12 protein-coding genes and 3 pseudogenes are annotated in these 14,172 nt (G+C 72.3%); 14 read left to right on the top strand and 1 reads right to left on the bottom strand.

The window, feature by feature from the left end; all coding sequences use genetic code 11:
* The first annotated feature begins 60 nt into the window (after positions 1-60).
* From hemW to CLV43_RS34320, 6 genes are all read left to right on the top strand, one after another.
* A complete protein-coding gene (hemW, locus tag CLV43_RS34345; RefSeq protein ID WP_106192629.1) occupies positions 61-1,275 on the top strand; it encodes a radical SAM family heme chaperone HemW in 1,215 nt (404 codons plus the stop codon).
* Between the two features lie 79 nt (positions 1,276-1,354).
* Positions 1,355-2,377, top strand: coding sequence for a heat-inducible transcriptional repressor HrcA (hrcA, locus tag CLV43_RS34340; protein ID WP_106192628.1), 1,023 nt, complete (start codon positions 1,355-1,357; stop codon positions 2,375-2,377).
* Positions 2,378-2,475: 98 nt separating this feature from the next.
* Complete coding sequence (gene dnaJ / locus CLV43_RS34335) at positions 2,476-3,639, top strand: molecular chaperone DnaJ (RefSeq protein ID WP_106192626.1); 1,164 nt, start codon at positions 2,476-2,478, stop codon at positions 3,637-3,639.
* Positions 3,636-4,373 (top strand): 16S rRNA (uracil(1498)-N(3))-methyltransferase, encoded by a 738-nt coding sequence (locus CLV43_RS34330; RefSeq protein ID WP_106192624.1) that lies wholly within the window; start codon positions 3,636-3,638, stop codon positions 4,371-4,373. Before dnaJ ends, CLV43_RS34330 begins: the two co-directional genes overlap by 4 nt.
* 333 nt (positions 4,374-4,706) lie before the next feature.
* On the top strand, positions 4,707-5,372 hold the full coding sequence (locus tag CLV43_RS34325; protein ID WP_211304694.1) for an alpha/beta hydrolase family protein: 666 nt from the start codon (positions 4,707-4,709) through the stop codon (positions 5,370-5,372).
* 10 nt (positions 5,373-5,382) lie between these two features.
* Positions 5,383-5,727, top strand: coding sequence for a histidine triad nucleotide-binding protein (locus CLV43_RS34320; RefSeq protein ID WP_106192622.1), 345 nt, complete (start codon positions 5,383-5,385; stop codon positions 5,725-5,727).
* 54 nt (positions 5,728-5,781) lie between these two features.
* Here CLV43_RS34320 and CLV43_RS34315 read toward each other — a convergent pair whose 3' ends face one another.
* Positions 5,782-6,591 (bottom strand): GNAT family N-acetyltransferase, encoded by an 810-nt coding sequence (locus CLV43_RS34315; protein ID WP_245887176.1) that lies wholly within the window; start codon positions 6,589-6,591, stop codon positions 5,782-5,784.
* Positions 6,592-6,790: 199 nt separating this feature from the next.
* On the opposite strand from CLV43_RS34315, the pseudogene CLV43_RS49640 reads away from it, so the two are divergent.
* The 8 genes and pseudogenes from CLV43_RS49640 to recO form a co-directional block, all read left to right on the top strand.
* A pseudogene (locus tag CLV43_RS49640) lies at positions 6,791-7,519 on the top strand (PhoH family protein); the annotation flags it as partial.
* Positions 7,508-8,320, top strand: a pseudogene (locus CLV43_RS50365) (LAGLIDADG family homing endonuclease); the annotation flags it as partial. The pseudogenes CLV43_RS49640 and CLV43_RS50365, both read left to right, overlap by 12 nt.
* 282 nt (positions 8,321-8,602) lie before the next feature.
* Positions 8,603-8,959: pseudogene (locus CLV43_RS49630) on the top strand (PhoH family protein); the annotation flags it as partial.
* 4 nt (positions 8,960-8,963) lie between these two features.
* Positions 8,964-9,527 carry an rRNA maturation RNase YbeY gene (gene ybeY / locus CLV43_RS34305; protein ID WP_106192619.1) on the top strand — a complete coding sequence of 188 codons (564 nt, stop codon included), beginning with the start codon at positions 8,964-8,966 and terminating at the stop codon, positions 9,525-9,527.
* Positions 9,528-9,537: 10 nt separating this feature from the next.
* Positions 9,538-10,851 (top strand): hemolysin family protein, encoded by a 1,314-nt coding sequence (locus tag CLV43_RS34300; RefSeq protein WP_106192617.1) that lies wholly within the window; start codon positions 9,538-9,540, stop codon positions 10,849-10,851.
* A 148-nt stretch (positions 10,852-10,999) separates the two neighbouring features.
* Entirely contained in the window at positions 11,000-11,332 is a 333-nt protein-coding gene (locus CLV43_RS34295) for a cytidine deaminase (RefSeq protein WP_106193014.1), read from the top strand.
* A 1,155-nt stretch (positions 11,333-12,487) separates the two neighbouring features.
* Positions 12,488-13,384 carry a GTPase Era gene (era, locus tag CLV43_RS34290; protein WP_106193013.1) on the top strand — a complete coding sequence of 299 codons (897 nt, stop codon included), beginning with the start codon at positions 12,488-12,490 and terminating at the stop codon, positions 13,382-13,384.
* Entirely contained in the window at positions 13,385-14,137 is a 753-nt protein-coding gene (gene recO / locus CLV43_RS34285) for a DNA repair protein RecO (protein WP_106192615.1), read from the top strand.
* Positions 14,138-14,172: the final 35 nt, after the last annotated feature.

The raw sequence follows: 14,172 nt of genomic DNA, 5'->3' as shown, positions 1-14,172 counted from the left end.
CACCGCCAACCGAATGCTGGGACGGCCTCGCCACCTGTGTTAAGTGGGAGACTGGGACCCATGCCCTCCGCCCTCCCCGCTGGTGATCCCGCACCCGCCGACGGCTCGCTGCCGCCGTCGGCGTTGGCCGGGCTCGGCAGCCGTCCGTTCGGCGTCTACGTCCACGTCCCGTTCTGCGCGACCCGCTGCGGCTACTGCGACTTCAACACCTACACCGCCGGTGAGCTGGGCACTTCCGCTTCGCCGCAGTCGTGGCTGGAAGGGCTGCGGGCGGAGCTGGACCTCGCCGCGCGGGTGCTGGGCACCCCGCCGCGGGCCGACACGGTGTTCGTCGGCGGCGGCACGCCGTCGCTGCTGGGCGCGGACGGGCTCGCGGACGTGCTGGCCGCGGTGCGGTCGTCGTTCGGCCTGAGCCCCGGCGCGGAGGTCACCACCGAGTCGAACCCCGAGTCCACGTCGGCGGAGTTCTTCGCGGGCATCCGCGACGCCGGCTACACCAGGGTGTCGCTGGGCATGCAGTCCGCCGCCCGCCACGTGCTCCGGGTCCTCGACCGCAAGCACACGCCGGGCCGACCGGTCGACGCCGCCCGCGAGGCCCGCGCCGCGGGGTTCGAGCACGTGAACCTCGACCTCATCTACGGCACCCCCGGCGAGACCGCCGACGACCTCAAGGCCTCGCTCGACGCCGTGTACTCGGCGGGCGTCGACCACGTGTCGGCGTACGCGCTGATCGTCGAGGAGGGCACGGCGCTGTCCCGCAAGATCGACCGCGGCGTGCTGCCGATGCCCGACGACGACGTGCTCGCGGACAAGTACGAGCAGATCGACGCGGCCATGACCGCGCAGGGGATGCCCTGGTACGAGGTGTCCAACTGGGCCACCGACGACGCCGCCCGGTGCGCGCACAACCTCCTCTACTGGCGCGGCCACGACTGGTGGGGTGCCGGGCCCGGCGCGCACAGCCACGTCGGCGGCCTGCGCTGGTGGAACGCCAAGCACCCGGCCCGCTACGCCGACGTGCTGGCCAAGGGCGAGTCCCCGGCCGCCGGGCGCGAGCTGCTGACCGCCGACGACCGCCGCGTCGAACGCGTCCTGCTGGAGCTGCGCCTGCGCGACGGCCTGCCGCTGGACGTGCTCGACCCCGACGGCCAGGCCGAGGCGAAGCTCGCCGCGGACGACGGCCTCCTGGAGCCGGACGCGCTGGCCGGGGGCCGCTGCGTGCTGACCGATCGGGGCCGGCTGCTCGCCGACGCCGTCGTGCACCGGCTCACATGAGTCCGGATCGGTGCACAGCTTGTCGTCAGGGCTCCGTAAACTTGATCCCAGCGCACTCAACATCTGGAGGTGACGCGCCGTGAACGCCGATGAACGCCGGTTCGAGGTGCTGCGCGCGATCGTCGCCGACTACGTCTCCAACCAGGAGCCCGTGGGCTCCAAGGCACTGGTCGAGCGGCACAACCTCGGGGTCTCCAGCGCGACCGTCCGCAACGACATGGCGTCGCTGGAGGAGGACGGCTACATCATGCAGCCGCACACCAGCGCGGGCCGGGTGCCGACCGACAAGGGCTACCGGCTGTTCGTCGACCGGCTCAGCGAGATCAAGCCGCTGTCGACCGCCGAGCGCAAGGCCATCCACAGCTTCCTGGAGGACGCGCTCGACCTGGACGACGTGCTGCGCCGCAGCGTCCGGCTGCTGGCCCAGCTGACCCGCCAGGTCGCCGTCATCCAGTACCCGGTGCTCAGCGGGTCGAACGTGCGGCACCTGGAGGTGCTCAGGATCACCCCGGCCCGGCTGATGCTGGTGCTGATCACCGACACCGGCCGCGTCGACCAGCGCTCGGTCGACCTCGGCGACGTGATCACCGAGGACAACGTGGCGCGGCTGCGGGCGATGCTCAACGCGGCCATGGTCGGCAGGCGGCTCTCGGAGGCCTCGGCCAAGGTCGCCGAGCTGCCCGACCAGTCGCCCGGCGACCTGCGCGCGGTGATGATCCGGATCAGCACGGTCCTCATCGAGTCGCTCGTCGAGCACCCCGAGGAGCGCCTGGTGCTGGGCGGCACCGCGAACCTCACCCGCAACGTGGCAGACTTCCCCGGCTCGCTCCGCCAGGTGCTGGAGGCGCTGGAGGAGCAGGTCGTGGTGCTCAAGCTGCTCGCCGCCGCGCGCGACCCGGGAACGATCCTGGTGCGCATCGGCGAGGAGAACGAAGCCGCCGAGATGCGCAGCACCTCGGTGGTGTCCATCGGCTACGGCAGCCATGACAACCTGCTCGGGGGCATGGGTGTCGTGGGCCCGACCCGGATGGACTACCCGGGGACCATGGCGGCCGTTCGCGCGGTCGCCACCTACGTCGGGGAGATCCTGACCGCGCGCTGAGGGGCGCGGAACAGTCCTGGCACATTCGACGTTTCGGTACGCGAGCACGGGAACAGACGCAAGCGGGCGCGGGATCGCACCCGCAGGAGGACAACACGGTGGCGAGGGATTACTACGGCACGCTCGGGGTCGGGAAGAACGCGACCCCGGAGGAGATCAAGCGCGCCTACCGCAAGCTCGCGAGGCAACTGCACCCGGACGTGAACCCGGACGCGGAAGCGCAGTTCAAGGAGGTGACCGCCGCCTACGAGGTCCTCTCCGACCCGAAGAAGCGCCAGGTCGTCGACCTGGGCGGCGACCCGCTGGAGTCGGGCGGCCGCGGCGGTGGCGGCGGCGGGATGGGCGGCGACCCGTTCTCGGGCTTCGGCCTCGGCGACATCATGGACGCGTTCTTCGGCGCCAACAGCGCGGGCGGCGGACGCGGTCCGCGCAGCCGCGTGCAGCCCGGCTCGGACGCGCTGATCCGGCTGGACATGACGCTGGAGGAGTGCGCCGCGGGCACCAACCGCGAGCTGACCGTCGACACGGCGGTCCTGTGCGACCGCTGCCACGGCGGCGGCTGCGCCGAGGGCACCTCGCCGATCACCTGCGACACCTGCGGTGGCCGCGGTGAGGTCCAGTCCGTGCAGCGCTCGTTCCTCGGCCAGGTCGTCACGGCCCGCCCGTGCCCGGTGTGCCGCGGTTTCGGCGAGGTCATCCCCGACCCGTGCGGCCAGTGCGGCGGCGACGGCCGGGTGCGCTCGCGCCGGACCATCAACGTGCAGATCCCGCCCGGTGTCGCCGAGGGCATGCGCGTGCGCCTCGCGGGCCAGGGCGAGGTCGGCTCCGGCGGTGGACCGGCGGGCGACCTCTACGTGGAGATCGAGGAGCAGCAGCACGACGTGTTCGAGCGCGACGGCGCCGAGCTGCACTGCGTGGTGCGGATCCCGATGACCGCCGCCGCGCTCGGCGCCGTGCTCCCGCTCGCGACGCTCGACGGCGAGGAGGAGCTCGACATCGAGCCCGGCACCCAGCCCAACACCGAGCTGCTGCTCACCGGCCGGGGCATGCCGAGGCTGCGCTCCAACGGCCGCGTGGACGGCCGCGGCGACCTGCACGTGCACCTCGAGGTCGTGGTCCCGACCAAGCTCGACGCCCGGCAGACCGAGCTCCTGCGCGAGCTGGCCACCGAGCGGGGCGAGGAGGAGCCCACGCTGGCGCACAACGGCAAGAGCGGCGGCGGCCTCTTCTCCCGGCTGCGTTCCGGCCGCGGCAACCGGTGACCCTGCCGGTCTTCCTCGTCGAGGCGCTGCCCACCGGCGGCAGCGCCGTGCTGGACGGCCCGGAAGGCAGGCACGCCGCCACCGTGCGGCGGCTGCGCGCGGGGGAGGAGCTGGTGCTCTCCGACGGGTCCGGCGCCCAGGTGCGCTGCGTGGTCGACGAGGTCGTCGGGAAGGACGCCCTGCGCCTGACCGTGGTCGAGCGCTGGGTGGTCCCGGACCCGACGCCCCGCGTCGTGCTCGCGCAGGCGCTGGTGAAGGGCGACCGCGGCGAGCTGGCCGTGGAGCTGGCCACCGAGGCCGGCGTGGACGGCGTCGTGCCGTGGCGCGCCGCCCGGTGCGTGACCAAGTGGGAAGAGGGCCCGCGCGGCGCCAAGGCGCTGGCCCGCTGGCGCAGCACCGCCCGCGAGGCCGCCAAGCAGGCCCGCCGCGCCCGCGTGCCCGAGGTGGACGAGCCGGTGGGCACCCCGGCCCTCGCCCGGCTCGTGGCGGAGTCCGCGCTGACCCTGGTCCTGCACGAGTCCGCGGACACGCCCCTCACCAAGGTCGACCTGCCCGCGAGCGGCGACGTGCTGCTCGTCGTGGGCCCCGAGGGCGGCATCACCGACCAGGAGCTGGCGATGCTGGCGGACGCGGGCGCCCGAGTAGTCCGACTGGGCCCAACCGTGTTGCGCGCATCTACCGCCGCCGCTGTGGCATTGGGAGCACTCGGTGTACTGACCAATCGCTGGGAGTAACATTTTTGCTTACTCCTAGCGAACTGAGACGCGAAAGAGTTACGCTCATCACCTGAGGGGGCGAACCTGTTCTGCCTCTTCAGACCCAGTCTCGCCGGACACCTCCCCCCTCGGTCCGGCGTTCGCCGCGGCGTTGTGGGACGACCCCCAGGTCCCACAACGCCGCGGCATCTTTTTCCCGTTCAGCGCCCTCCGGTCGCTTCCCGTGAAGCGTCGTTGGTCTCCACGGGGCTCCGCCCCGGACCCCGGGTTGCCGCGGCATCTTTTTCCCGTTCAGCGGCCCCTGGCTCCCGTTGCGCCGCATTCCTGGGAACGCCTGGTTTGATCCTGGTCATGGACCGCATCACCTACGGGGACCACCCGAGCCAGTTCGCGGAACTCACCGTCCCCGTCGGCGCGGACCCCGTGCCGGTCGTGGTGGTCATCCACGGCGGCTTCTGGATGCAGCAGTACGACCTGGACCTGGGGCGTCCCCTCGCCGCCGACCTCGTCGCGCACGGCGTGGCCGCCTACAACGTCGAGTACCGCAGGCTCGGCGGCGACGGCGGCTGGCCCACCACCGGCGACGACGTCCTCGCCGCCCTGGACGCGCTGGACGACCCCCGGCTGGACCTGGGCACCGTCGTGGCGCTCGGCCACTCCGCCGGCGGTCACCTGGCGGTCTGGGCGGCCGCGCGGCACGACCTGGTCACCGGAGCGGTCTCCCAGGCGGGCGTCCTGGACCTGGCCGCGCACCCCAGGTCCCGGCAGCTGCTGGGACCCGACCCCGACTACGCCGACGCCTCACCCGTCGAGCAGGTCCCCATCGGCGTCCCCGTGGTCTGCGTGCACGGCACCGCCGACGAGAACGTCCCCATCGCCCAGAGCGAGGCGTTCCAGGCCGCTTCGGGCTGCGAGCTGGTCCGCCTGGAGGGCGTCGGCCACATGGACCTCGTCGACGTCACGACCCCCGCCTGGAAGGCCTGCCGGGACGCGGCGCTCCGCCTCGCGGGCCGGTAATCTCCGCCGCATGTCAGACGACTGCCTGTTCTGCCGCATCGTCGCCGGTGAGATCCCCGCGACGGTCGTGCTGGAGACCAAGACCATCCTGGCGTTCCGCGACATCGCCCCGCAGGCGCCCGTCCACGTCGTGCTCGTGCCGAAGCTGCACGAGCCGAACGCCGTCGCGCTGGCCGAACGCGCACCGGGCGAGCTGGCGGACCTGTTCGTCGCCGCCGGTGACGTCGCCGAGTCCGAGGGCATCGCCGACAGCGGCTTCCGGCTGCTCTTCAACACCGGCGCGGACGCGGGCCAGACCGTCTTCCACGCCCACCTGCACCTGCTCGGCGGCAAACCCCTCGGCCACCTCGCCTGATCCCACCGCGCCCGGCGATGCCCGAACACCGGGCCCCGCCGGGCGCGGCCGGTCTCAGCCCAGTGCCTGCATCATCGGCACGTGCAACCGCGCCCGGTCCCCGGCCAGGTCGCCCAGCACCATCAGGTCCACCCCGCCGCGGCGCTCCAGCCCCCGCTCGACCAGCCAGTCGGCCAGCTCCGGGTGGTAGGCGTCGACGCGCAGAGCCCCCTCCGCCCCCGCGGCCAGGTCGCCGACCAGGACCTTGGCCTCCTCGACGGACTCCGCCACCACCGGCCCCACCGACAGGTTGTCCACGGTCCGCCAGGCCGCCGCGAACCCGCCCGACGGTCCGAGCCGCACCTGGTCGGTGAACCGGAAGTAGTCCTTCCACAGCACCCCGCGGTCCGCCCCGAACGCCTCCGCGTCCCGCTCCACCACCGCGGGCAGGTCCGCGTGCAGGGCCGAGCGCGTGCTCCCGGACAGCTCCGCGTCCCGGAACACCCCGAAGTGCGTCACGGCCCGCCCCACCAGCCGGAACCCCAGCTTCTCGTAGAGCGGCCTCCCCATGGCGGTCGCGTGCAGCGACACCACCGGGCAGTCCGCCTCCGCGAGCGCGTGCTCCACCAGCCGCCTGCCGAGCCCCTGCCCGGCGTGGCTGGACGCGACCAGCACCATGCTGAGCACCGCGTGCTGCCCCGCGTACCGGGTGACGACCGTGGTCCCCACCAGCTCACCCGAGTCGAACAGGCCGTACCCGGTGCCGTTGTCCAGCAGGAACGACCACTTGCGCTCCTCGGGCGACCACCCCCTGTCCCGTGCCAGGCTGAGGCAGTCCGCCAGGTGTCCGTGGGTGAGCGCTCGGGGCGTCGGATCGGTGGTCACGGTCAACCAGTACACACCGCCTGTCCAGCGGGTTCTTTACTCCGGTGCGTTTTGTCGGTGCCGACGACTACCATCGGTGGCGTCAACGAGGACCCGACGAGGGCCCGTGAGCACGGCGCGACAGCGCAGGAAGCAGGCCCGAGGCTACGTGGTCGGTACCGCAGCGGGTGGAGCCGCCCGATTCCCGGAGGAGCGCTCGGTGACCGCCGCCGCGGGCCCCGCCAACGGGACGAGGAAGTCGTCGTCGGCCGGCCAGGCCCCGACCTACGCACAATCGAAGATCGCCGTGCCGGACGAGGCGGTGCTCGCGCTGCTCGGTTCGCGCGACGAGAACCTGCTCCTCGCCGAGGACCTGCTCGACGCCGACGTGCACGTGCGGGGCAACGAGATCACGCTGTCCGGCGAGCCCGCCGAGGTGGGTTTCGCGGAGCGCGTGTTCTCCGAGCTGATCCAGCTCGCGAGCCGCGGCCAGCAGGTCGGCCCGGACACGGTCCGCCGCACGGTCTCGATGCTGTCGGCGAACACGACCGAGTCGCCCGCCGAGGTGTTCAGCCTCGACATCGTGTCCCGCAAGGGCCGCACGATCCGGCCGAAGACGTTGAACCAGAAGCACTACGTCGACGCGATCGACGCCAACACCATCGTCTTCGGCATCGGCCCCGCCGGTACCGGCAAGACGTACCTGGCGGTGGCGAAGGCCGTGCAGGCGTTGCAGGCCAAGCAGGTCAGCCGCATCATCCTGACCCGACCGGCGGTCGAGGCAGGCGAGCGGCTCGGCTTCCTGCCGGGCACCCTGAACGACAAGATCGACCCGTACCTGCGCCCGCTCTACGACGCCCTGCACGACATGGTCGACCCGGAGTCGATCCCGCGGCTGATGCAGGCGGGCACGATCGAGGTCGCACCGCTGGCGTACATGCGCGGTAGGGCGCAGCCCGTCTTCACCCCGGTCCTGACCCCGGACGGCTACCGCCCGATCGGATCGCTGCGGGTCGGTGATCTGGTCGTCGGGTCGAACGGCGAGCCGACCCCGGTGCTGGGCGTCTACCCCCAGGGCGAGAAGGACGTCTACCGCCTCACGGCGCAGGACGGTGCGTCGACGCTCGCCTGCGGGGAGCACCTCTGGACGGTCCGGACGGCGTCGGACCGGCGCCGGGGCAAGCCGTGGCGGGTGCTCCAGACCCAGGAGATGATCGGCAACCTCCGCGCCGCCCACGCTCGGCGCTACGAGCTCCCGATGATCAGCGCACCGGTGTGCCTGCCGGAACGCGAAGTGCCGATGGACGCGTACGCGCTCGGTCTGCTGATCGGTGACGGGTGTCTCACGGGTTCGACGACGCCGTCGTACTCGACCGCCGACCCCGCTCTCGCCTCCGCACTCCAGGCCGCGCTCGACCCGCGGGTCGTGCTGACGAGGAAGAACCAGGTCGACTACACGCTGCGGCGCGTCAGGGCACCTGGCGACCTGATGACGACCGTGAACCCCGTGACCGCGGTCATGCGCGAACTGGGGCTCAACGGCACGCGGTCGCACACCAAGTTCGTGCCCGCGGTGTACCTCCAGAACAGCGCTGACGTGCGTCTGGCCCTGCTCCAGGGTCTGCTCGACTCCGATGGTGGCCCGGTCACCCAGACGGGCCGCACCTGTCGCGTCCAGTACACGACGACGTCGGAACGGCTGCGGGACGATGTGGTCGGGCTGGTCCGTTCGCTCGGTGGCGTCGCCTACTGGCGTTGCCGTCCGGCGGCCGGACGCAAGCCGGGCATGGCCAAGGGCCGCGAGGTCGGTTACCGCCACGACGCGTACGTCCTGGAGATCAGGCTGCCGGAGGGCGTAGAGCCGTTCCGGCTGGAGCGCAAGCGGGAGAAGTACCACGCCGCGGGCGGCGGTGGGCGTCCGATGCGGTTCATCGACAGCATCGAGCCCGCGGGCCGCACCGAGACGGTGTGCATCCAGGTGGCGGCACAGGACTCCCTGTACGTCACCGAGGACTACCTGCTGACGCACAACACGCTGAACGACGCCTTCATCATCCTGGACGAGGCGCAGAACACCACGCCCGAGCAGATGAAGATGTTCCTCACCAGGCTCGGCTTCGGGTCGAAGATCGTCGTCACGGGTGACATCACCCAGGTCGACCTGCCCGGTGGGCAGCGCAGCGGGTTGCGGGTCGTCCGGGACATCCTGGACGGTGTCGAGGACGTCAACTTCTCGGTCCTGAGCAGCAGCGACGTGGTCCGCCACCGGTTGGTGGGCGACATCGTGGACGCGTACGAGAAGTGGCAGGTCGTCCAGGACAACACCGATCAGCACGGGCGCCAGACCGGACCCGGTGCACGACGTGGTGAGCAGCGCCGGGGACGATAGGTCCGTGAGCATCGAGATTGCCAACGAGTCCGGGGTCGTGGTCGACGAGCCGTCGATCGTGTCGGCCGCCCGGTTCGCCCTCGACCGGATGGGCGTCAGCCCGCTGGCCGAGCTGTCCGTCCTGCTGGTCGAGCTGGACGTGATGGCGGACCTGCACGAACGCTGGATGGACCTGCCCGGTCCCACGGACGTGATGGCGTTCCCCATGGACGAGCTGGACTCGGCCCGCCGCCCCGACGCGGCCGGGCTGGGTCCGGCGCTGCTCGGCGACATCGTGCTGTGCCCCGCGTTCGCCAAGGACCAGGCGAAGAAGGCGGGCCACGCCCTGATCGACGAGCTGCACCTGCTGACCGTGCACGGTGTGCTGCACCTGCTCGGGTACGACCACGCGGAGCCCGCGGAGGAACGGGAGATGTTCACGCTGCAGAACCGGATCCTCGCGGACTTCCGGTCCGCGACGGTCGAGGCCGAGCGGCTCGCCGTGCAGCGGGCGTCGGACTCCAAGCTGCTCGGTGCCGTCGGCCTCGAGCACTCGGACCAGCCCGAACCCGTCGATCCCAACGCCTGAGGCGGCCCAGGTGACCACGAGTTCCGCCAGCCTGATCTTCCTGGCCGTGGTGCTGGTGCTGGCGGCGGGCCTGTTCGCCGCCGCCGACGCCGCGCTCGGCACCGTGTCGCGCGCCCGCGTCGAGGGTCTGCAACGGCAGGGCCGTACCGGTGCGCGCCAGCTGCTGCAGGTGCTGACCGACCGGCCGCGGCACGTCAACCTGCTGCTCCTGCTCCGGCTGGCCTGCGAGCTGTCGGCCACGGTGCTGGTCACGGTCGTGTGCCTGCGGCTGGTGTCCCCGCCGTGGCTGGCCGTCGTGACGGCGGGTCTGTCGATGCTCGTGGTGTCCTACGTGCTCGTCGGCGTCGGCCCGCGCACCATCGGCCGCCAGCACCCGTACGCCGTCGGCCTGGCCGCCGCCGCCCCGATCCGGGTGCTCGGCCGCGTGCTCGGCCCGTTGAGCAGGCTGCTGATCCTGGTCGGCAACGCGATCACCCCCGGCAAGGGCTTCCGCGAGGGCCCGTTCTCCTCGGAGGTCGAGCTGCGCGAGCTGGTCGACATGGCCCAGGAGCGCGGTGTCGTGGACGAGGGCGAGCGGGAGATGATCCACTCGGTCTTCGAGCTGGGCGACACCATCGCCCGCGAGGTGATGGTGCCGCGCACCGAGATCGTGTGGATCGAGCAGGCGAAGTCACTGCGGCAGGCGCTCGCGCTGTCGTTGCGCACCGGGTACACCCGCGTGCCGGTGATCGGCGAGAGCGTCGACGACATCGTCGGCGTGGTGAACCTCAAGGACCTGGTGCGGGTGACGTTCACCGACGAGGTCAACGGCACCACCGTCGGCGAGATGATGAAGCCCGCGACCTTCATCCCCGACTCGAAGCCGTTGGCCGACCTGCTGCGCGAGATGCAGCTGTCCCGCACGCACCTGGCCATCGTGATCGACGAGTACGGCGGCACCGCGGGCCTGCTGACCATCGAGGACATCATCGAGGAGATCGTCGGCGAGATCACCGACGAGTCCGACACCGACGACCGCCCGCCGGTCGAGCACCTAGCCGACGGCGCCGTCCGGGTCAGCGCCCGCCTGCCGGTCGACGACCTCGACGCGCTGTTCGGCACCGAGCTGGACGAGCACGAGGTCGAGACCGTCGGCGGCCTGCTCGCCCAACGCCTCGGCCGCGTCCCGCTGCCGGGTACCGAGGCCGAGATCGCGGGCCTGCGCATGCGCGCCGAGGGCGGCAAGGACGAGCGCGGCCGCATGCGCATCACCACCGTGCTGGTGCGCCCGGTCGCGGTCCCCGAACCGGTCGAGGAGAAGGAACGCGAGGACCACCGTGGCTGACCGGCACCGCCGGTGTCCGGCGGACCGCCCATGACGACCGCGACCGACCCGGATCCCCGCCGGGGGCGGGAGTCCCCGTCCGGTCGCACCAGGCTGACCACCGTGCCGGTCCGCGACCGGGCGGCCGATGACGAACGCGAGGACCACCGTGGCCGACCTTGACCCCGAAGACGCCAAGATCGTCACCCTGGCCCGTTCGGTGCGCGCCCGCACCGGCGCCGCCGAGGGCGCGGCGGTCCGCGACACCGACGGCCGCACCTACGCCGCGGCCACCGTCGCGCTGCCCTCGCTCAAGCTCACCGCGCTCCAGGCGGCCGTCGCGGCGGCGGTCTCCAGCGGTGCCGAGGGCCTGGAGGCGGCCGCCGTCGTGACGGCCGCGGACCAGGTGGACGGCGACTCGACCGCCGCCGTCCGCGACCTGACCACGACCGGCCCGATCTTCCGCGTGGACGCCTCGGGCACCGTCGTCGACACGGCCTGAGGTCCGTCGGGGCACCGGTTCCTTGCGGCGGCGCGCGCCAGTGGTCATGATCGTCGGCATGACCGGGAGAATCGAGTCCTCCGCGCGCCGGTGAGCGCCGCGTCCGCGCGTCCGTCGAGCCTCTTCGACCACGCGCTCCGCCTGCACCGCCTGCATCCCGACGGCCCCCTGCCGAACAACGGCGAGCCGTTCCCCGGCGAGGTGGAGCCGGTCCGCCGCAGACCCGCACGGGTGCCGCAGCACCTCGTGGGCGCCGACGTCGCCGCGGTCGTCGACCTGCACGTCACCGATCCGCCCGCGCTGGCCGACGCCCTTGAGCCCCTGAGCGTCCCCGTCCACCCCAACGACCACGTCGCCGCCGCCGCACGGCGCGCCGACCCGGAGGTGGCCCAGGGGACGGGCCGGTGGCTGGTGCGCCGCGGAACGCACCGGTCGGCCGTCGCGGTCGGCCTCGCGCTGCTGGCCGCGGGGTGGGCGGAGGAGGACATCCCGCTCATCCGCACCACCGGCCTGCTGTCCCGTGCGTTCGGACCGCTGGTGGCCTCCGCCCTCGAACGTCGGCACGGCGGCGTCGAGGCGCTGCTCTGGCTCGGTGACCGGGTGGCGGACTGGGGACGGGTGTCCGTGGTCGAGTCGCTGTGCCGGGTCGGCGGATCGGCCGCGCGGCCGTGGCTGCTGCGCCGGGCCCTCGGCGGCGGGCTCGACGGCTACTTCGCGGGCCAGGTCGCGACCGCGGCGCACCTGCACGCGGCGATCACCGCGACCGACGTCGACGACGAGCTGGTCGACCACACCGGCAGGCTGCTGATGGCGATGGCGGACTGCGAGGGCGTCGGCACGACGCTGGACCACTACCCGCCCGCCGACCAGGTCCTGGAGGCCTACCTCGGGCACCTCGCCGACCAGCGGCCGACCGTCGACCGCTACCTGGTCGCGGGCACGATCGCGCACCACCGGCCGGCGCGGCGCGACCGCGTCCGCGCGCTGCTCGACCGGGACGACTGGTGCGCGGTCGTCCCCGCCCACGACGGCGCGAGCCACCACCTGGCCTGGTTCGCGCGCACGGCGGCCCCGCGGCTGGGGCTGAAGGCGTTCGCCGGAAGGGCTTTCGAGGGCTGGCGCAGCAGTGCCGGTGACACCAGGGACAATGGACGGATGGATGGTTACCGCTCAGGGTTCGCGTGCTTCGTCGGCCGTCCCAACGCAGGCAAGTCGACGCTGACCAACGCGCTGGTCGGGACCAAGGTCGCGATCACGTCAAGCAAGCCGCAGACCACCCGCCACACCATCCGGGGCATCGTGCACCGCGAGGACGGCCAGCTGATCCTCATCGACACGCCCGGTCTGCACCGGCCGCGCACGCTGCTGGGCCAGCGGCTCAACGACCTGGTCCGCGAGACCTGGTCGGAGGTCGACGTGGTGGGCTTCTGCGTGCCCGCGGACCAGAAGGTGGGTCCCGGTGACAAGTTCATCGCCGCCGAGCTGCAGAAGATCGCCAAGAAGACCCCGGTGATCGGCATCATCACGAAGACGGACCTCGTGCCGCAGCAGCAGGTGGCCGAGCAGCTGATGGCCCTGCAGAACATCATGGAGTTCGCCGAGATCATCCCGGTCTCCGCGGTGGACGGCTACCAGGTCGACACGCTGGAGAAGCTGCTGCTCGACCGGCTCCCGGAGGGCTCGCCGCTCTACCCGGACGGCGACCTGACCGACGAGCCGGAGATGACGCTGATCGCCGAGCTGATCCGCGAGGCCGCGCTGGAGGGCGTGCACGACGAGCTGCCGCACTCGATCGCCGTGCTGGTCGAGGAGATGGCGCCGCGCGAGGGTCGCGACGACCTGATCGACGTGCACGCGAACCTGTACGTGGAGCGCACCAGCCAGAAGGCGATCATCCTCGGCCACCGCGGCGAGCGGCTGAAGCAGGTGGGCATCACCTCGCGCAAGCAGATCGAGGCGCTGCTGGGCAGCAAGGTGTTCCTGGACCTGCACATCAAGATCGCCAAGGACTGGCAGCGCGACCCCAAGCAGCTGCGCCGTCTGGGGTTCTAGATGGCGAACCTGTACCGCGACACGGGGATCGTCCTGCGCGTGCAGAAGCTCGGCGAGGCGGACCGGATCATCACGCTGCTGACCCAGAAGCACGGCAAGGTGCGGGCGGTGGCCAAGGGCGTGCGCCGCACGTCGTCGCGGTTCGGGGCCAGGCTGGAGCCGTTCGGGCACGTGGACGTGCAGTTCTACCCCGGCCGCTCGCTGGACGTCGTCACCCAGGTGGAGACGCTGGACGCGTTCCACGTCAGCCTGGTCGGCGACTACTCCCGCTACACGGCGGCGTGCGCGGTGCTGGAGACGGCCGACCGGCTCACCGCCGAGGAGGGCGAACCCGCGCTGCGGCTGTACCTGCTGGTCACCGGTGCGCTGCGGGCGCTGGCGGCGGGGGAGCGGGACGGGTCGCTGGTGCTGGACGCGTTCCTGATGCGCGCCATGTCGATCGCGGGCTGGGCGCCCGCCGTGGAGGAGTGCGCGCGCTGCGGCGAACCCGGTCCGCACCGGGCGTTCAACGTCCAGGCGGGCGGTGTCGTGTGCGCGAACTGCCGCCCCGCGGGCTCGGCGACACCGTCGGCGGAGACGCTGCGGCTGCTGGTCGCGCTGCTGCACGGCGAGTGGGACGTGGTGGACGCGCTGCCGACCGGCGCGCGCCGCGACGCCAGCGGACTCGTCGCAGCTCACCTGCAATGGCACATGGAGCGGCAGCTGCGGTCGCTACCACTGGTCGAGCGCACGGCGCGACCGGTCGACGGCTAAAGTTCGGCCGCCGCACAGTCTTCGAGAGGAACCAC

The organism is Umezawaea tangerina (genome assembly GCF_003002815.1).
GTDB lineage: Bacteria > Actinomycetota > Actinomycetes > Mycobacteriales > Pseudonocardiaceae > Umezawaea > Umezawaea tangerina.
This window is presented reverse-complemented; position numbering and strand designations above follow the sequence as displayed.